This window comes from Candidatus Phycosocius spiralis (assembly GCF_030158815.1).
GTDB lineage: Bacteria > Pseudomonadota > Alphaproteobacteria > Caulobacterales > Aquidulcibacteraceae > Aquidulcibacter > Aquidulcibacter spiralis.
Genome location: NZ_BPFZ01000001.1, coordinates 170,073 through 188,635, shown reverse-complemented (window position 1 = coordinate 188,635; position 18,563 = coordinate 170,073). Strand labels below are relative to the sequence as shown.

The 18,563-nt window shown below is 50.6% G+C and carries 15 protein-coding genes; 8 read left to right on the top strand and 7 right to left on the bottom strand.

Annotation, left to right across the window (positions count from 1 at the left end; genetic code table 11):
• Positions 1-69 precede the first annotated feature (69 nt).
• Positions 70-1,794 (top strand): dihydroxy-acid dehydratase, encoded by a 1,725-nt coding sequence (gene ilvD / locus PsB1_RS00880; protein ID WP_284358488.1) that lies wholly within the window; start codon positions 70-72, stop codon positions 1,792-1,794.
• 21 nt (positions 1,795-1,815) lie between these two features.
• Here the strand turns inward: ilvD and rnhA are convergent, their stop codons facing one another.
• The gene (gene rnhA, locus PsB1_RS00875) at positions 1,816-2,274 is read right to left on the bottom strand and encodes a ribonuclease HI (RefSeq protein WP_420887845.1); all 459 of its coding nucleotides are present in this window, start codon (positions 2,272-2,274) and stop codon (positions 1,816-1,818) included.
• A gap of 115 nt (positions 2,275-2,389) precedes the next feature.
• Between rnhA and PsB1_RS00870 the strand changes: the two genes are divergently transcribed.
• The 7 genes from PsB1_RS00870 to PsB1_RS00840 all read left to right on the top strand — a co-directional run bounded on the left by PsB1_RS00870 (position 2,390) and on the right by PsB1_RS00840 (position 10,537).
• Positions 2,390-3,379: an ArsR/SmtB family transcription factor gene (locus PsB1_RS00870; RefSeq protein WP_284358487.1), complete on the top strand. Its 990-nt coding sequence runs from the start codon at positions 2,390-2,392 to the stop codon at positions 3,377-3,379.
• Positions 3,379-4,251, top strand: coding sequence for a methylenetetrahydrofolate reductase [NAD(P)H] (gene metF, locus PsB1_RS00865; protein WP_284358486.1), 873 nt, complete (start codon positions 3,379-3,381; stop codon positions 4,249-4,251). Before PsB1_RS00870 ends, metF begins: the two co-directional genes overlap by 1 nt.
• A complete protein-coding gene (locus tag PsB1_RS00860) occupies positions 4,248-5,318 on the top strand; it encodes a homocysteine S-methyltransferase family protein (RefSeq protein ID WP_284358485.1) in 1,071 nt (356 codons plus the stop codon). The genes metF and PsB1_RS00860 overlap by 4 nt, the downstream gene beginning before the upstream one ends.
• Positions 5,319-5,401: 83 nt before the next feature.
• A complete protein-coding gene (locus tag PsB1_RS00855) occupies positions 5,402-5,830 on the top strand; it encodes a DUF4259 domain-containing protein (RefSeq protein WP_284358484.1) in 429 nt (142 codons plus the stop codon).
• A 30-nt stretch (positions 5,831-5,860) separates the two neighbouring features.
• Positions 5,861-8,545, top strand: coding sequence for a methionine synthase (gene metH, locus PsB1_RS00850; protein WP_284358483.1), 2,685 nt, complete (start codon positions 5,861-5,863; stop codon positions 8,543-8,545).
• Between the two features lie 199 nt (positions 8,546-8,744).
• The gene (locus PsB1_RS00845) at positions 8,745-9,179 is read left to right on the top strand and encodes a hypothetical protein (protein WP_284358482.1); all 435 of its coding nucleotides are present in this window, start codon (positions 8,745-8,747) and stop codon (positions 9,177-9,179) included.
• A complete protein-coding gene (locus PsB1_RS00840; RefSeq protein ID WP_284358481.1) occupies positions 9,179-10,537 on the top strand; it encodes a hypothetical protein in 1,359 nt (452 codons plus the stop codon). The genes PsB1_RS00845 and PsB1_RS00840 overlap by 1 nt, the downstream gene beginning before the upstream one ends.
• 50 nt (positions 10,538-10,587) lie before the next feature.
• Here PsB1_RS00840 and rsmA read toward each other — a convergent pair whose 3' ends face one another.
• The 6 genes from rsmA to PsB1_RS00810 all read right to left on the bottom strand — a co-directional run bounded on the left by rsmA (position 10,588) and on the right by PsB1_RS00810 (position 18,504).
• Complete coding sequence (gene rsmA / locus PsB1_RS00835; protein ID WP_284358480.1) at positions 10,588-11,418, bottom strand: 16S rRNA (adenine(1518)-N(6)/adenine(1519)-N(6))-dimethyltransferase RsmA; 831 nt, start codon at positions 11,416-11,418, stop codon at positions 10,588-10,590.
• The gene (gene pdxA / locus PsB1_RS00830; protein WP_284358479.1) at positions 11,415-12,425 is read right to left on the bottom strand and encodes a 4-hydroxythreonine-4-phosphate dehydrogenase PdxA; all 1,011 of its coding nucleotides are present in this window, start codon (positions 12,423-12,425) and stop codon (positions 11,415-11,417) included. The genes rsmA and pdxA overlap by 4 nt, the downstream gene beginning before the upstream one ends.
• 4 nt (positions 12,426-12,429) lie before the next feature.
• Positions 12,430-13,725, bottom strand: a complete 1,296-nt coding sequence (locus PsB1_RS00825) for a peptidylprolyl isomerase (RefSeq protein WP_284358478.1) — start codon at positions 13,723-13,725, stop codon at positions 12,430-12,432.
• Positions 13,726-13,863: 138 nt separating this feature from the next.
• A complete protein-coding gene (gene lptD, locus PsB1_RS00820; RefSeq protein WP_284358477.1) occupies positions 13,864-16,164 on the bottom strand; it encodes an LPS-assembly protein LptD in 2,301 nt (766 codons plus the stop codon).
• An 80-nt stretch (positions 16,165-16,244) separates the two neighbouring features.
• A complete protein-coding gene (locus tag PsB1_RS00815; protein WP_284358476.1) occupies positions 16,245-17,339 on the bottom strand; it encodes an LptF/LptG family permease in 1,095 nt (364 codons plus the stop codon).
• The gene (locus PsB1_RS00810) at positions 17,329-18,504 is read right to left on the bottom strand and encodes an LptF/LptG family permease (protein ID WP_284358475.1); all 1,176 of its coding nucleotides are present in this window, start codon (positions 18,502-18,504) and stop codon (positions 17,329-17,331) included. Before PsB1_RS00810 ends, PsB1_RS00815 begins: the two co-directional genes overlap by 11 nt.
• Positions 18,505-18,563 lie beyond the last annotated feature (59 nt).

The following is an 18,563-nucleotide window of genomic DNA, read 5'->3' as shown; positions in this document are numbered from 1 at the left end:
AAGACCGGGCGCATAGCTTGCGAAAATTCAATCCCGCGCCATAAGGCTATTGTTCAATGAGGATACGCCATGACCAATCGCAACTGGGATAAATCAAGACTGCCAAGCCGCCATGTCACGCTTGGTGCCGCCCGCGCGCCGCATCGCTCCTATTATTACGCCATGGGCCTTGGAACGCGCGAGATTGAAGCCCCTTTTGTTGGTGTGGCAACGTGTTGGAATGAAAGTGCACCTTGTAATACTGCCCTGATGCGTCAAGGTCATGCAGTTTCCTCTGGCGTCAAACAGGCGGGGGCAACTCCGAGGGAATTCTGTACCATCACAGTCACAGATGGGATTGCGATGGGCCATGAGGGCATGCGCTCGTCACTGGTTTCGCGTGAAGTCATTGCCGATTCAGTTGAACTCTCGATGCGGGGCCATTCCTATGACGCTTTGGTTGGCGTAGCTGGCTGTGACAAGAGCCTTCCAGGCATGATGATGGCGATGTTGCGTCTCAATGTGCCTAGCGTCTTTCTTTATGGCGGTTCTATTTTACCGGGCCGTCACAAGGGCAAGGACATTACGGTTCAAGAGGTGTTTGAGGCGGTTGGCGCCCATGCTGCCGGGCGGATGGATTTTGAAGAATTATGCGAGATTGAGCGCCATGCCTGTCCCAGTGACGGGGCCTGTGGTGGCCAGTTTACCGCCAATACAATGGCTTGTGTTGCTGAAGCGATCGGGCTTTCTTTGCCACTATCCTCCTCCTTACCAGCGACTTATCTCGATCGAGACCAGTATGGTGTGGCTTCAGGGCAGGCGGTGGTTGACTTGATCGAACAAGGCCTGCGGCCAAGACAGATTTGTACGCGTGCAGCCTTTGTGAATGCGGCCATTGTGGTGGCAGCAACCGGTGGCTCAACCAATGCGGCGCTGCATCTGCCTGCCATGGCGCATGAAGCGGGCATTGAGTTCACGATGAAGGATGTTGCCGAAGCATTTAGGTTAACTCCTTGGATCGCCGATTTGAAGCCCGGGGGTCACTATGTCGCTAAAGATATGGGCGAAGCGGGCGGCATGCCGATGCTGTTACGGGCATTACTGGATGAAAACCTGATAGATGGTAATTGTTTGACCGTGACAGGCAAAACTTTGGGGGAAAATCTGGAAGCCATCACTTGGAATTCCAACCAAAAAGTTATCCATTCGGTGAAAGCCCCAATCACACCCAATGGCGGTGTGGTGGGTCTTTGGGGTACGATGGCCCCTGATGGGGCGATGCTGAAAATTGCAGGCTTGAAGCAACTCACTTTTCGTGGACCAGCGCGGGTGTTTGACGGTGAGGAAGCTTGTTTTGAAGCGGTCTCCAACGAAGCGTTTGAAGCCGGTGAAGTGCTCGTTATTCGCTATGAAGGCCCACGCGGGGGTCCTGGTATGCGCGAAATGCTGTCCACTACAGCTGCTCTTTATGGATTAGGTCGTGGTGGCGATGTAGCTTTAATTACCGACGGGCGCTTTTCGGGGGCTACAAGGGGCATGTGCATCGGCCATGTCGGTCCTGAGGCGGCAGTTGGGGGGCCAATTGGTTTGGTGGAGAATGGCGATATCATTGCCATTGATGCCCTAGCCGGTACAATTGAGCTTGAAGTGTCCGAAGCTGTTTTGGCTGCGCGTAAAGCTGCATGGAAGCCGCGAAAAACCAACTATAATTCTGGCGCGATCGCTAAATACGCCAAATTGGTTGGGCCCGCCTATTTGGGTGCGGTTACCCATGAAGGTGGGGCTGCAGAGACCCATATATATGCCGATATCTGATCGGGCTGGGGTTCCAAGCTTCTAGGTCTTTACGGACAAAGTGCCTTGGCGGGCTAAGTGATCGGCGCGTTCATTCATAACCTCACCCGTGTGGCCGCGTACCCAGCGCCATTCAAGCGTGTGCGCCTTACAGGCTTCCTCCAAGCGTTGCCATAGATCGGCGTTGATTACGGGCTTGCCATCTGCCTTGCGCCAGTGACGCTTTTTCCAGCCATGGATCCACTCTGTAATGCCTTTTTTGACATATTGGCTGTCCGTCACCACTATGACGTTACATGGGCGCCTGAGGCTTTCAAGCGCTTGGATGGCGGCCATCAACTCCATCCGATTGTTGGTGGTTTGGGCTTCCCCGCCAAAGATTTCCTTTTCCGTGCCATTAAACTGTAAAATAGCACCCCAACCGCCAGGTCCAGGGTTTCCAGAACATGCCCCATCTGTATAAATGACTACAGTGCCTATGATGGGCGGTGATTGTCTCATAGCTTATATTTATGGGCGAATGACTTAACCGCAAAGACCCCACGATAGGCTATGCGCAGAAAGTCCTTGCCAGAACATATAAAGATATGTTTATATCTATATGTTAGGAGCAAGTATGGACCAGATTGTTGATATTGTGCGCGCCATTGGGGAGCCAACCCGAATGCGCATCCTTGTTCTGTTAGCCCGCGGTGAGCTAGCGGCTGGGGAAATGTCAACTGTCCTCAATCAAAGCCAACCTAGAGTCTCTAGGCATTTGAAATTATTGGCCGAAGCAGGCTTGTTAGAACGTCGTCCTGAAGGGGCTTGGGTGTTTTTCCGGTTAAACACGGATCGAGTGGCAGGACGTATAGTGCGCGCCATACTGGAAGAAATGCCCAAAGACGATATCGTGTTGATGCGCGATCAAGATCGATTAGCCCAAGTTCAAGCCCAACGCGAAGAATTGGCGCGCGCCTATTTTGAAACGGCAGCTGATGAATGGAATGCATTGCGTCGTTTGCATCAGCCAGAAGCGGCGGTTGAAGCTGCTTTAACCAAGATTGTAACCGATCAACGCTTTGATTTACACATTGATTTAGGCTCTGGCACCGGTCGCATGATTGAATTGTTTGCCGGCCAAGCGAAACGCTCTGAAGGTGTGGATACCAGCCGCAAAATGTTAGCCTTGGCCCGGGCGCGGCTGGATAATTCTGGCAGTGGGCAGGCTTCGGTCCGCCAAGCTGATATTTTGGGCTTACCCTATGATGATGCCAGCGCCGATTTGGTGACTATCCACCAAGTTCTGCACTATTTGCCTGAGCCTTTTTTGGCGATCAAAGAAGCGGCGCGCATTCTAAAGCCAGGCGGGACCTTGCTGATTGCAGACTTTGCGCCACATGGGTTTGAAGAATTGCGTGAACGCCATGCCCATAGGCGGTTAGGATTTGGCGATCAAGAAGTGATGGACTGGTGTGAACAAGCTGGCCTTGCCACTCTTTCGGTGGAGCATGTGGCACCGGTTGCTGGCGAAACAGGTCTTGCGGTCACGATTTGGAAAGCGACAGACCCGAAAGCGGTGCGGAATCGAGATTACGTAAAAATCAAAGAACCAAGGATTGCGTGATGGTTGATTTAGCCATTTCCTTTGAATTCTTTCCGCCCAAGACCGAGGCGATGGAAGTTAAATTATGGGACGCGATCTCTAAGCTGGCACCTTTGGCACCTGATTTTGTCTCCGTCACTTATGGGGCAGGCGGCTCCACCCGTGAAAGGACGCACCGAACCGTCAAGCGCGTATTGGAGGAGACAAGCCTTCAGCCTGCGGCCCATCTTACCTGTGTGGCGGCCTCAAAGGCCGAAGTTGACGCTGTTTTGCAAGCCTATTGGGATGCGGGCGTGCGTCATATTGTTGCCTTGCGTGGCGATCCGCCAGAAGGTGTGGGCACGACGTTCAAAGCCCATCCAGATGGCTATCGCAATGCCACCGAAGTCACAGCGGCCGCCAAACGCATTGGCGATTTTGAAGTGTCGGTGAGCTTTTACCCAGAAAAACATCCTGAAAGCCCAAGCTTGAGCCACGATATTGACGTCCTAAAAGCTAAAATTGATGCGGGTGCTACGCGTGGTATTAGCCAGTTTTTTTGCGAGGGCGAGCCTTATTTGCGCTTTCGTGATGCGGCGACGAAGGCAGGCATCACGATACCGCTTCTTCCTGGAATCATGGCCGTAGGCAACGTATCTGGTTATCTGCGTATGGCAGGGGCGACGGGCACATCGGTACCGGATTGGTTTGCCCAAGCCTTTGAAGGCCTGGATCAAACCCCAGATGTTCGCGACATGGTTGCAGCTTCGGTTGCCGCAGATTTATGCCTGAAGCTGCAAAATGAAGGCGTCGATCGGTTTCATTTTTATACGCTTAATCGCGCAGAATTAGCTTTAGCAACGTGCCGACGTCTCGGCATAAAGATCCCTTCTCAAGACCAGGACGCAGCATGAGTATTTTTCAAAGTCGCCAAGAACGCTTCGATAAGATCGAAAACATTGCACGTGAACGTATTTTAATTCTCGATGGTGCGATGGGCACCATGATCCAGTCCTATAAACTGGAAGAAGACGATTTTCGCGGTGACCGCTTTGGCGAGCATAGCCACCCTTTAAAGGGCAATAATGATCTATTGGTGATTACCAAGCCTGATCTGATTGCGGGTATTCACGAGGCTTTTTTGACGGCAGGGGCGGATCTAATCTCCACCAATAGCTTTAATGCGACCACAATCAGTCAGGCCGATTATGCGCTGGAACCACTTGTGTATGAGCTTAATCTTGCTGCTGCCAAAGTAGCGCGCTCAGCTTGTGATAAGTTTGAAACAGCAGAGCGTCCATGCGCTGTTGTTGGCTCCATTGGGCCGACGAACAAGACCTTATCGCTCTCACCAGATGTGAATGATCCAAGCTATCGTGCTGCATCTTTTGATGAAATGGTGATTGCGTATCGCGAGCAAACCATCGGCCTTCTAGACGGCGGCGTTGATTTTTTGATGGTTGAAACGATCTTCGATACCTTAGTCGCCAAGGCCGCCCTTTACGCCATTAGTGAGGTGCTAGAGGAACGCGGTGAGGCGGTTCCTGTCATGGTGTCGGGCACGATTACCGACCGTTCTGGTCGCACGTTGTCAGGTCAAACGGTTGAAGCCTTTTGGAATGCCGTGCGCCACGTATCGCCATGGTCGATAGGCCTCAATTGCGCACTTGGCCCCATTGAAATGCGCCCGTTTGTGGCCGAACTGGCGCGCGTGGCGACGTGTAAAGTCTCAGTCTATCCCAATGCGGGCTTGCCAAACGCCTTTGGCGGCTATGATGAGAGCCCCGACGACATGTGCCAAACCATGACGCCATGGGCGCAAGAAGGCCTTGTAAATGTCATGGGTGGATGTTGTGGGACGACACCCGACCACATCCGCCATATCGCGCACGCAGCTAGCCAAGGCAAGCCCAGGGTTGCGCCGGCCATACCAACCGCTTTAAGGCTTTCAGGCCTTGAACCCTTTACCGCAGCAGCGTGAGATTAGTGTTGCAATCAGCCTTAGCTGTTAAACTTCGAAGTGCTGTTTCATGGAAATTCAAAGACATCTTTTGGAGTCGAGAAATGGGCGCGTGGGGAACTGGGTATTTCGAAAATGATGATGCAATGGATTGGGCAATCGAATTAGAGGCGGCCCCGAGCTGGGAGATCATATCGATGGCCCTTTCCGCAGCAGTGGCTGGCGGCGATTATTTGGAGGTAGATGTTGGATCAATCGCAATTGCGGCTTCAGCCGTCTTCGCGGGCAAGCTACTTACAGCGACGCCACAGGGACCTACGTCGCTAGGCTTGCCGAAGCGAATAATTATGATCATTGAAAGGCTTCCTGCTCCAACTGGCGGCTTAGCAGCCCAAGCCAGAAGTGCTTTGACTGCGGTGATCTCAAAAAGCAGTGAGCTCTTTCAGCTTTGGCAAGAAGCGGATCCCGCTGACTTCAAAGCTTGGCGAGCCTCTGTTCTTAAACTTTTAGATATCCTTCCGTCCAAGCGCTAAACGCCATTAAATCTTAAGAAAAGTGTGCCAATGACCTCCTCGGTTAACCCCTTCGCAAATTTCGTTATCGTTGGCGAACGAACCAATGTGACCGGTTCGGCGAAATTTCGTAAGCTCATCGAGAATGATGATTATACCGCTGCATTGGCGATTGCGCTCCAGCAGGTTGAGAGTGGCGCCAATGTACTCGACATCAATATGGATGCGGCACTGATTGATGGCGTCAAGGCGATGACGACCTTCTTGAACCTGATTTCGGTTGAGCCCGATATCGCTAAAGTGCCTTTGATGATCGACAGCTCGAAATGGGACATCATTGAAGCAGGTCTTAAATGCACCCAAGGCAAGCCGATCGTAAACTCCATCTCGATGAAAGAGGGTGAAGCCCTATTTTTAGAGCAAGCCAAAAAAGTAAGGCGCTATGGCGCTGCGGCGGTGGTCATGGCGTTTGATGAGCTGGGCCAAGCAGACACTGTTGACCGTAAGGTCCAAATCTGCACCCGCGCCTATAATCTCTTGCGCGACAAGCTCGACTTCCCGCCAGAAGAAATCATTTTTGACCCCAATATCTTTGCGGTCGCTACAGGGATTGAAGAGCATAATGATTATGGGGTCGCCTTTATTGAAGCGACGCGGATCATTCGTGAAACCTTACCCCATGCCCATGTTTCTGGCGGGGTTTCCAACGTTTCCTTCTCATTCCGAGGGAATGAACCCGTACGCGAAGCCATGCATGCGGTTTTCCTTTACCATGCTATTAAGGCAGGCATGGATATGGGGATCGTCAATGCTGGGCAATTGGCGGTTTACGATTCCATTGACCCAGAACTTCGCGAGCGTTGCGAGGACGTCATTTTAAATCGTCGCGCAGATTCGACTGAGCGTTTGTTGGACACGGCTGAAATCTATCGCGGTAAAGAGGGGCAAAAGGCGGCAGTTAAGGACCTATCGTGGCGGCAAGCCCCGGTACGGGAACGTTTGTCCCACTCCCTGGTACATGGCATTACCGAGTTTATCGTTGAAGACACCGAAGCCGCACGCTTGGAAGCCGATAGACCACTGCATGTGATTGAAGGCCCGTTGATGGACGGGATGAATGTGGTGGGGGACCTATTTGGCACTGGTAAGATGTTTTTGCCCCAAGTGGTTAAATCCGCCCGCGTGATGAAACAAGCTGTGGCTCATCTCTTGCCTTATATGGAAGAAGAAAAGCAGCGCTTGGGCACGCAAGATCAAGCTGCGGGCAAAGTGCTGATGGCCACCGTCAAGGGCGACGTACATGACATTGGCAAAAACATTGTTGGGGTCGTTCTGCAATGTAACGGCTTTGACGTTGTGGACTTGGGCGTCATGGTGAGCTGCGAGAAAATTCTTGAAGCCGCGCGCGAGCATAAGTGCGACATCATCGGCCTGTCTGGTCTGATCACGCCGTCCTTGGATGAGATGTGCTGGGTTGCCAGCGAGATGGAGCGTCAAGGCTTTGGCGATATGCCTTTGCTGATCGGCGGGGCCACAACATCACGCACCCATACGGCCGTCAAAATCGCACCCAATTACAAGGGCCCAGTTCTTTATGTACCCGACGCAAGCCGTGCTGTACCCGTCGTCCAAAAGCTATTGGGTGACGACCGTCAAGACTTCATTCAGGAAACCCGCGAAGATCAAGAACGGGCCCGTTTGGCCCACTTTGCTGGCCAAGATAAGCGCCCACGCGCTACCCTTGAAGCCGCCCGCGCGAATGGCTTGAAGCTTGATTTCAAGTCTTACCAGCCACCTAAGCCGTCCTTTTTGGGCACGCGCGTGTTTGAAGATTATCCCTTGGACGATCTTGTTGGCCTGATCGACTGGACCCCGTTTTTTGCGACTTGGGAATTGCATGGCCGCTTCCCGGCCATTCTGGAAGACGAGATTGTCGGTGAGGCTGCTAAGCCCCTTTATGCCGATGCCTGCGCCATGCTGGACAAAATGGTTGCTGAAAAATGGGTCACAGCCAAAGCCGTCATTGGGTTTTGGCCGGCTAACCGTGTCGGCGATGATATTGCACTTTGGCACGATGACTGCCGCCAGCACCGCGAGGCCACGTTCCACACCCTGCGTCAACAGATGATTAAGGGTGAGGGCAGTGCCAATTTAGCGCTTGCGGATTTTGTCGCCCCTGAAGGCCATGACGACTGGTTAGGTGGTTTTGCCGTCACCGCCGGACACGGTGAACGCGAACGAACTATGGCCTTTAAAGAAGCAAATGATGATTATTCGGCAATTTTATTCCAGGCGCTATGCGACCGCCTGGCCGAAGCCTTGGCGGAGCGCATGCATGAATTGGTGCGTCGGGAATATTGGGGCTATGCACCCAATGAGCAGCTAAGTGTTGACGATATCTTGGCTGAAAAATACCGCGGCATTCGCCCGGCACCTGGCTATCCCGCGCAGCCTGATCATACCGAAAAACAGCAATTATTCCGTATCTTGGATGCAGAAGCAAAAATTGGTATGCAGCTCACCGAGAGCATGGCGATGCTTCCCGGCTCGTCCGTCAGCGGGCTTTATTTCAGCCATCCAGCAGCGGAATATTTTGGTGTCGGCCGCATTGATCGCGATCAAGTCTGTGAATATGCGATCCGCAAAGGGATGGAGCTAAGCGATATCGAGCGTTGGCTAGCGCCGATTTTGGCCTACGATCCTATGATGGTTGCAAAGGTAATGGCGGGGGTTTGAAGAGGGGCGAACAATTAAAGCAAGAGGTTTCCAACTTCTGGAAAGGTAACACGTTTAGTACCTATAATTGTTTTTCAGTTTGACGGATATAATAAATTGAGTAGATTTGAGTAACCTTTGTTACCTACCAAGCAACATTTATGCTGCTTAGATTTGCATAGTGTGTTGTAACTATTGGTTATTTTGAAAGAATCTACCAATGTCAGATGTTTCGAATAAAATTCTGCAATATGCTTTGCGTGATCAGCTTCCTTGGCAGCCTTTTAAAATGACAATGTCAGCGGGCCATGGTGCCGGACTTTCCGCAAACGTTTATCGCGCCGATAATACAAATGTCACGGGTCAAAATGGGCTCGGCACTGCAACATTCCAAATCCGACCAAGCGCCAGTATCGCAGGCGGGGGTGATGGCGTTAGTATCCTATTGAAGCTTGCTGTTACCCCATTGGGAGGTAATGCAGTTCCACAAGGCACGCCTTACAGCGTTGCGATTGCATTTGACCGTACATCGATTGAGCAAAGACTGATACTTCCGGTTGGTAAATCTTGGACTGGGAGCCCTATAGTAATCTCAGGTAACTATAGTACCGCCATTTTTTATGTTCAAGTCGTTCTTAACTTCAGAGGACTTTGATGATGTGGAAGTGTTACAAAGCAAATATTTCATTTCTTACGTTCATTTCTGCTGTGTTTGTGCTGTTTGGCGCTGCTTTATCGACTCCGAGCTTAGCTGGCGAAAGGAAACCTCAAACTGGCTCCGACACACTGTATGAAATTCATTCAGAAGGAGAGAAAAACGTACCTCGCTACGAAATTGCGCGGACTTTGCCATCGATTCCTGCTTTTGCGGTTATCGGTAAATCTGGATCCGACGTGGTCGGAAGTAGCGTGGGGGCTGACTTATATGTTGATATGGGTTCAGGGAATGGAACTTTAGACTTCGGCGTAAGTCTAAAGCCCTATTGGACAATCTTTGGACGTGAGAGAACCATTGATGATTTCTTGGATCCGCAGAAGACCTCAGCGTTTGAGCGGATGCTTTCGCGGTCCCAGTTCAGTTTCGCGATCGGAGAGAAAGAGAAAAAAGCGAGACTTGGCCTAGGGTTTCAATCCAGTGTTTTTGATAATACAGACCCAAGAACGAATAGAGCTCACCTAGACTGTGTCAAGAATGCCTTGGCACCCTTAACATCGCCTCCCCCGTTGCTCACCAATGCCGATATGATTTGGCTTGCTGATGCCGTTAAGGAAAGCAGTGCTTTAAAACTGGAAATTCCTGCAAAGCAAATTGCTGCTCTACTGGTGGAGAGGGCACAAGGAGGCATTACCCCAACTGCCCTGAAGGAAGAATTTATATACCGGCTCAAAAACCAAGGGGTCCTAGAAGATGATAGAGACATTTTTGGAGCCACCCTCTTAGAGATTATCAATCAAGCTCCATCTCAGGTGGCGGCATTTAAACCGGCCATGACGGCAGCCCAATCCAGTAGGGAGAAGTGCTTTGAAATCCTTAGAGACGCATTTAAAACGCAACCTGATTTGTATGTTGGCGTAGGACAAGCTTTTCATAGCGATTCAACTTCATTAGGGAACTTGAAAGATGCTGGATTGTCAGCTTGGGTAGGCTATAACTACCCACTTTCAGAAACTGCCTTCTTAAACCTGTTTGGTAAGTTGGTCCCAAAACAGGAAATAGAATATGCAAAGGATATGAAAGCAGACGCAAATGTGGGTATCCTTGCAGCACAAGCGATGTTCGCCCAAGAAACATGGAAAGCAGATATAACATTATCTCATAACTGGAGAAGCTTCGACAAGTCAGGCCTAACTGACGAAAAATTTTTCCGTTATTCACTCAATTACAGTGTAAGGCTGTATGAAAATGTTTGGCTGGAAATCGGCGCCGGCGATGTATCAAAAAGCCTTTATGAAGACGGCCCATTCGTGAATGTAAAGTTACGTTGGATAAAGCCAGGTAAAGATAAACAGTAGCAATAAGGCCTTTAGACGACTTGGGTCTGGATATGACGTGAAAAAAATCTCTACAAAGCTACCCCCCGCCACGCCTTAGCCAGCGCGAAAAACGCTTCTGGCGGGACGGTTTCTGGCCTGGCAGTTGGGTCGATGTGGGCTTGTGCCAATAGTGCTTCACAATCCCCCAAGCCCTTAAGACTGGCGCGCAGCATTTTACGGCGCTGACCAAAGGCCTGAGCTGTGACATGCTCCAACGCCGCTAAATCAGCATACGGGTGGTCGTGGTTTTCAAGCACCACAACGGCGCTTTCCACGCGTGGGGGCGGCACAAAGGCAAGGCGGGGTACCGCCATGGCCAAACGGGCGTTACAGCGGGCTGCGGTAAGCACCGTTAAGCGGCCATAGGCACCTTGTCCTGGCCGCGCACAGATACGCTCTGCCACTTCAGCTTGAAACATCAAGCACATCGGCCCTCGCCAATCCCCAGCCTTGAGCCATTTGACCAGTAAAGGTGTGCCGACATTATAGGGCAGGTTTGAAATGAGGCGGGCGGCACCTTTGGCTTCATACTTGCGCAACAGCGAAGCCTCATCCATGGCCAGCGCATCGCCCTCGATCACAATCAGACGGTCGCCGTAACTTTTAAAAAATTCTTTGAGGTGGGCAACAAAGCGGGCATCTTTTTCAATCACAATGACTTGGGCTGCTGGGCTTTCGAGCAAGGTTTGGGTTAGCCCGCCCGGGCCCGGCCCCACTTCTAAAACAGTCTCGCCTGATTGGATACCAGCTAAACGCGCAATCTTCCCTGTTAGATTGAGGTCAAGCAGGAAGTGCTGACCAAGGCTCTTTTTTGCGAACAGATCATTGGCCTCTAAAGCTTGCCTAAGGTCACTACTCATGCGCGTGCACGCCAATTGGCCATGCGTGCCCCTTGCTGTATGGCTGCGATCATCGAGTCAGCCCGCGCAATTCCACGACCTGCAATGTCAAAGCCTGTGCCATGATCGGGCGAGGTTCGGATAATCGGAAGGCCCAAAGTCACATTGACCCCGCCCCAAAAGTCTAGGGTTTTAAGGGGGATCAAGGCCTGATCATGGTACATGCAGATCACAGCATCATAATTGACGCGCGCGTCGGCATGAAACAAACTGTCAGCGGGCACAGGGCCAGTCACATTGATGCTGCGCGCCATTAACTCTTGAACAGCTGGCGCAATGATCCGGCTCTCTTCCTCCCCAAAGGCCCCATTTTCCCCTGCATGAGGGTTTAAAGCGGCAATCACCAAGCGGGGTGTGCTTAAGCCAAAGTCACGCTTGAGCGCTTCATGGGTCACAAGGGCCGCATGGACAATTGACTGCTTGGTGAGGCGCGCTGATACCTGAGCAAGCGCGCAATGCACTGTGACTGGGACGACGCGTAACCCCTCAACACACAGCATCATGATGGGACCACGGGTCTCTTTAAAAGGCATTTGCGCCGTAAGCTCGCCCAAATAGTCGGTGTGGCCTGGATGGGTAAAGCCTGCTTCCAGCAAAACCGATTTTGCGATCGGCGCGGTCACCAGAGCTTTCGCTTCGCCGCGTGCAACCAACTCAACGCCCAACTCAATAGATTTCAGGATCAATTTGCTATGGTGAGCATGGGGATGGCCCGGCATGCAGGCTTTTGTGGTAAACCCAGCTAAAATGGGCAATGCCTTGTCAAAAACAGCGGGCGCTTCGGATATATCGGGGACGACTTGGGTTGGCACATCCTGATAAAGGCGCGGATCGCCTAAAACGCAAAAACTTTCGGATCCACCCCGTAACGCCAACCACGCGTTTGCCGTTACTTCAGGCCCGATGCCAGTAGGATCGCCCATGGTGATGGCGATGGGACGCGTGTTCGAGGCGAGGGGCCTATGCACGTGATCAGGGCTGAATGATCGCCGCTTCGCGGCGAATGTCGCGCAGATATCGCCGGGCGATCAAGGACAATTCTTGCTCATAGAGGCGATCCTCTAACTGATCGAGGGTTGGAATATCGTTGCCAGTCGTCTCGCGCTCACAAAGCACCAAAACATGAACTCCCTTATCGGATCTAAAAACCTCACTTGCTTGACCATTGGACAAGTTCAGTGCCTGACTTTTAAAAGGTTCACTCAATTCATCGTCTTGAATTTCACCAAAATCTACAACTTCCATAGAGCCGCGTTTGGCGGCACGGTTCACACCTTCACACCCGTTTTTCAAGGAATCTCTGGCTAAACGTCCCGCCTGTTCGGCACGCCGCCACACAGTCTCATCAGCTCCCACTGGCACTGTTCGTGACATTTCCTTGAGTTTGAGCTTTGACCTAGGGGGGTTTGGTTCGCGCTTTTCACGTACGGAAACAATCATCACCCCTCCTGGCACCACGATCGGATCACTGATGGTTCCAGGTGGCAGTTTTTCGACAATATGGGCGACTTCGCTTTTAAGTTCGCCTAATGTAATCCAGCCCATATCCCCACCCGTGGAGGCAGAGGGAGCAAAGCTATATTGCTGTGCGATCAATTGAAAAGGTGTACCGGTTCGTAATTGCTGCACCAGCGTTTTGGCGCCTTCAAAGGTTTGGGGAGCAGATTGAGGTGTTTCGTCTTCAAGAAATATCTCAGATATTAGGTATTGTGGCTTGTTTGTGTTAGCTAAAATTCGATCAAGTGCTGCTTTCACTTGATCACGATTGATCCGCACGCGTGAACCAAAGCGGCCGCTAACGATGCGCTGCCACACCACTTCAGCACGGGTTTTATCGCGATAACTTTGTGGCGAAACCCCAATTTCGCCTAGGTCAAGGAAAAACTTGTCAAGAGTCGAGCCATTCTGACGGGCTTGGTTGGCTAAGATGCGATCAATTTCACGATCTGGTACCTCTACTTTAAACTTAGCTGCTTCTTGCATTTGCAAACGCTCATCGATCAGGCTGTTCAAAGCGGCCGAGGTCGCACTTTGGATCAATTCGGGTGTGACTTGTTGCGCGCCTGAGGTAGCGATGAGGAATTGGACGCGTTGGCGCACATCGAGCCTAGTGATGGGTTGATCATTGACCACTGCGGCCAAACCCTCGTTCAATGGACGTGCCTGAGCCCAACTGGCTTCAGGTTGAAACCAAATCGCACAACAAAGTGCAAGCATCGCGCCACGTGCGAGTGCGCCTGCACAGGCAGCGATTGTCCATTTTCTCATTCTATTCACTCCGTGCGCTATCGCGCTTATGTTCGAAAGCTGGTGCTGCCTCTTAGCCTGAAACACGTTCATGACCAACGTAATCATCAGCATCAAATCAATGCACAGCAATTTTGTCGATCTTTAGGCAGTTGATTATCAATTAAAAGGGCCATCTGACAATTCGCCAAGGGTTCTAAAAGCGATTTGAAATCGAATGGAATAAGAGGGTTCGATAAAGCGATTTTGAGTGCCGATTTCTTCATAAAACACGCGAACATCCGTGCAATCATCGTGATAAGCTAGACCTGAAGCCCAACGAAGATTGGTGTTGCTATTCAGGTCACGGAAAAGAGTGCCCATCAATTTGATATTCTTGGTGAGTTCTAGCGTGAACGTACCTTGCAGCTCTTTGTTTGCACGGGTGGGATCGGCCGAAAATTTAGCAAAATCGTGATAGCGCAATGTCCCTTCTGCCCGCCAAACTTTTAGACGTCCGCTGGCTTCTGAATGGGTGATTTTGCCTGTATCAGCGTCGATCCGGAATCGACCATTCAAGCTGGCATATGCCCCATTTTCTATGGAAAAATCAGTTACCCAATCGGACAGTTTTTTGTCTAAATTAGATGCCCGCGAAAAATTCAGGCTGTCTTGGGCACGAATACGTCGACCTAGGAAGGCTGTTGCGCGCAACGGGGGTACAGCCGAAGACTGAGGAGGTTTTAGGTCAAATCCAGTGCGAACACCTAAACTCAGCCGATTGCCGGGCTCCCATAAATCGGTTCCTGCCGCCCCTAAGGGACGCATCACACTGGTTGCATCCATCTCAAATCCTTGGGCATCTTCAACCCTTATGCGATCTTTCTGTCGATCTTGACTGGCCGTCGTTAAGGAAAACTGTGGTTCAAGGTTCCAATTAAGATCTTTCCCAGCTCGAAATAGGGGCCATTTTAGCTCCAAGGATGCAGAACCCACGGCGCGGCCAAATGTTTCAGCGGGCAGGGGATTATCTGCAATTGGACCACTGTTGGTACCAGCACTGTAATTGAAATAATCGCCGCGCAAAAAGGCTGATGGTTCGAAGACGACCCCCCCTGCAATGATTTGGCTTCCCCGCCAATTAGCCCCTAGATTGGCCCGAATGGAATCAAGACGACCCTCGCTTCGCTGCAAGGACACTGCCGTACCAGAAACATCCAAACGCCCATGCATGGGGCCAATGAGCCATTGATGGGTGCCATCGATTAACGGAACGATCTTGGGGACGTTTTTGCGCCTATCTCCTGGAATCAAATCTTGAAATGCGGCACTTAGGGTACGTGCATAGAAATGTCCTCCCTGCGCCTCAAGATAAATCTGTGACATCAGACGCGATGGCTGGGGTCGTATCAATCCCGATTGTGGGCTCGTTTCACCAAAGCGATAACGAAACAAGTAAAGATCATCGCTTGCTGTTTCTGCGGTAAATCCCCACTTCCATAAATCATTGATTTTGAAAGATCCATTACCATACAAATGGCTCCGCCAATCGGCCGTACCAATTTTTTCCCCACGTTTGCCAAAAAACTTTTCGCGTGTAATCGAGCCACTCAAATCAAGGCTGCCTGAGTAAAACTTGCGCCGATAGTCCAATAAAAGCACAGGGTTAATGTATTGGCTGATCAATGGGGTTAGTGTTAGGTCTGAATAGGGGTCGAGTACCTGAAGATAGGGGATTTCAACAAAATACCCGTTGCGTGATGTCTCACCAGGTTTTGGCTGCAAAACACCTGATCGGCGCCCGACACTTGGATCACTGTGAGCAAAATAAGGAACATAGATAACCGGGACGCCCTTCACTTCAAAAACAACATCATTGTAGGATACCAATTGGGCGCGCTCATTTTGCATGGCGCGGCGTGCCCGAATAATCCATGATGGTTTGGAGTGACCGATCGTGCAGATTGAACACGCCGTGAATACGGCTTGAGATAAATATTTTCGGTCACCCTTACGGCTTACTGCCGCATTAGCAGCCAAGGTTGACCCATCTGCAAATCGCGATGCGAACGAACCGATCACCGCTGTGGATAAATCATCCTCTAAGCTCAATTCGTCGGCAAATGTGCTAGAACCATCGGCATTAAAGACTTTTACATGACCACTCGCAGTAACAACACCTGTCTTTTGGTTATAGATGATCTGATCGGCCTGCACCGTACGGCCTTTATGTTTTGCCGTTACATTTCCTTTAGCCATAAATACCCCTGCCTCATCACCCTGTTCCACTGAATCCGCTTCCAATAGAACTGGGTCATCTATCTGTGCCAGATTAGAGGAGGTTTGATTTGAGGGGGCTGGCGTGCTTGAGGCTAAGGTGGGGCTAGTTAAGGGGGGGTTAGACTGGGCCTGTGCAAGATCAGGTACCAGAAGGTTTGTGAGCGATAGGACCAAAAGGTGATGGTGCATCACGCGTGACATGCTTCATCCTTATAAATTTATTGGGCCAGCGATCTTGGATAGATGTAAAGAGCAATGCTGATGGCGTCTACTGGACAGTTTCATCCATCTTCGCGAAAGGATATGGTGGCAAGGGCGATAAACAAAGCTGCAAATGGGGGACACCAAGCGGCAATCCAACTGGATGCATATCCCGCGGTGGCCAAAGCACCAGAAATGTCATTAACAAAATAGACAACAAGGCCCGCTGCAATCGCCGCTGCCGCCATTATGGCTCTCTGACCAAAGCGTTCGCTATTCAATGACAATACCGCAGCAATCATCGCCATGGATACTAAGGCAAGGGGCAAAGCTAGTTTTCGGTGAAAGTGAAGCCAATAACGCTGTGCAGAGCCACCACCGGCTTCTGCATTACGTGCAGTCCCTGGCAAATCCCAAACTGGTATGGCACGTATCGCTGCCTCATGGGTGCGGTTTTCATCTATTGGCTCAGCCATGATGGGAAAGAAGCGTTCTAAAAAAAACTGCGATGGTTTGCCAATTGATGTTTCTATTCCTGATTTGAGTGTCCATCCTTGATGGGTTCGATAGCCTGTTTGTGCGTCATAGCGTGCCAAGAAACTGCCATCTGTTTGACGAAAGACAAAGAAGGTTACTTTTTCATACTTTCCGTCTGAACCTGATGAAGCTGCAACTGTGTAATAATTCTGCTCACTTCGATCACGGAGCCAAAGCATGGAATTTGGGCCGACACCGGTTCGGGTGGCAGAAACCATAGAAATGGCTTGTAATTGTGTCTCATAGGCCAAATTCAAGCGCGCAGCGGCAGGACTTAAAATGCCAATTGCAAACAAGCCCAGTAAGGCAGCTAAAACCGCGACAGGGCTTAAGAAACGCCAAGTCGAAACCCCAGAAGCACGAAGGGCCACGATCTGTGAACTACGGGCAAGTCGCATAAAGGTTACAATCGATCCCACCAGAACTGCAAAAGGTAAGGCAAGCTCAAGAATACCGGGGGTTCTCATGAGTGTGAATTTCAAGGCGGTGGTCAATGTGGCATGAGCAAGACCAGAAAGATTGCGTAATTGCTCAACAATATCGACAAGAATGATCGATAAACACACCCCACCTGCTGCCACCAATATACCCATCAAAGTTTGACTGAATATATAGCGATCGAGACGGCTAAAGAGCATTAGCCTTCCCCCTTTTCGGTTGAAAATCTGAGCGTTTAGGTAAGAAAAGTCCCGCAATTTTGCCAACTCGATTTGGCTTGAGATCGCGGATCGGCACACGCATGGGCTTTGTTGCAAAGAACAGCACCCCAAGTGGCAGCACATAAAAAAGAGCGGCGAGAAATGGCTGATTGGCTACGCTTGGTAGTAAGCCTGTAAAGCTGAGCAATAAGATGATTAGCCCTCCAAATGACCAAGCCACACGTGCGCCATAGCCTTGACGCGAAAACGGGCCACCTAAAATTGCCAACAGGGCTAACGCGACCGCTGAAAAACAAATGATCGGTCCCGCTAATCGGCGATGGGCTTCTGCCAACAAATCCCCAACATGGTCCCGGTCCCAGTAATAGGTTAGATCTGGGACCAATAATTGGGATAAAAATCGATCGGATGGCTTATAAAATAATTCGGCACTTTCATCAGCAAATCCTTTAAGTTCAAGCATATAGCTAGAAAAACCAACAATCTCAACTTTTCCATCTGCTAGTTTGCGCTGCACCGATCCATTCTGCAAATAGATCACTGGACCTGAAGCGAGTTTGGCAATTGTTCCACGTTGGGCGACATACATCACGGGCTGCGATCGTGATTTTGTATCTGAAATCAGAATCCCTGAAAGCGTACCGTTACGGTCAATCTTGCGGGCATAAACCATTAAACCGTTAACTGTTGAACGAAACTCCCCCTCGCGAACGATGGAGCTTGCAAAATCCGCTCGTATAGCAAACAAGCGCTCGCGCATTTCGCGCAAAGCCAAAGGCTGAACAAATAGGTTAACAGCCAAAGTAAAAAGACAAGCCATGGCAGCAAGGCGAAAAGCAGGCTCACCAACCTTCCATAAGGTCCAACCACTGCTATAGGCAACGATGATCTCATTATCCTGATGTAGTCGTCCATAGGTCCAAGCAACAGCCAAAAATAAAGCAACAGGCATCACAATAGCCATAATTTGCGGGGTTGCCAAAAATGATATTCCGATAAACGTCATCGCACTTTGGCCGCGCTCAAACAATAAATCCAATTGCGACAAACTTTGAGTCAGAAGGGCGATCAAGGTCAAACCTATCAGGATGAGTGAAATAACTGGCACCAACTGATAAAAATAATAAAGTTGAAGCTTGTTCATGGGCCCGTCGACTGTTGAGACTTGATAAAGTTACATAATGACCAGTTGCACCAAACACC

Coding starts and splice junctions, on each gene's coding strand:
- ilvD (WP_284358488.1), top strand. CDS start 70: ATGACCAATCGCAACTGGGATAAATCAAGACTGCCAAGCCGCCATGTC.
- rnhA (WP_420887845.1), bottom strand. CDS start 2,274: ATGAGACAATCACCGCCCATCATAGGCACTGTAGTCATTTATACAGAT.
- PsB1_RS00870 (WP_284358487.1), top strand. CDS start 2,390: ATGGACCAGATTGTTGATATTGTGCGCGCCATTGGGGAGCCAACCCGA.
- metF (WP_284358486.1), top strand. CDS start 3,379: ATGGTTGATTTAGCCATTTCCTTTGAATTCTTTCCGCCCAAGACCGAG.
- PsB1_RS00860 (WP_284358485.1), top strand. CDS start 4,248: ATGAGTATTTTTCAAAGTCGCCAAGAACGCTTCGATAAGATCGAAAAC.
- PsB1_RS00855 (WP_284358484.1), top strand. CDS start 5,402: ATGGGCGCGTGGGGAACTGGGTATTTCGAAAATGATGATGCAATGGAT.
- metH (WP_284358483.1), top strand. CDS start 5,861: ATGACCTCCTCGGTTAACCCCTTCGCAAATTTCGTTATCGTTGGCGAA.
- PsB1_RS00845 (WP_284358482.1), top strand. CDS start 8,745: ATGTCAGATGTTTCGAATAAAATTCTGCAATATGCTTTGCGTGATCAG.
- PsB1_RS00840 (WP_284358481.1), top strand. CDS start 9,179: ATGATGTGGAAGTGTTACAAAGCAAATATTTCATTTCTTACGTTCATT.
- rsmA (WP_284358480.1), bottom strand. CDS start 11,418: ATGAGTAGTGACCTTAGGCAAGCTTTAGAGGCCAATGATCTGTTCGCA.
- PsB1_RS00825 (WP_284358478.1), bottom strand. CDS start 13,725: ATGAGAAAATGGACAATCGCTGCCTGTGCAGGCGCACTCGCACGTGGC.
- lptD (WP_284358477.1), bottom strand. CDS start 16,164: ATGTCACGCGTGATGCACCATCACCTTTTGGTCCTATCGCTCACAAAC.
- PsB1_RS00815 (WP_284358476.1), bottom strand. CDS start 17,339: ATGCTCTTTAGCCGTCTCGATCGCTATATATTCAGTCAAACTTTGATG.
- PsB1_RS00810 (WP_284358475.1), bottom strand. CDS start 18,504: ATGAACAAGCTTCAACTTTATTATTTTTATCAGTTGGTGCCAGTTATT.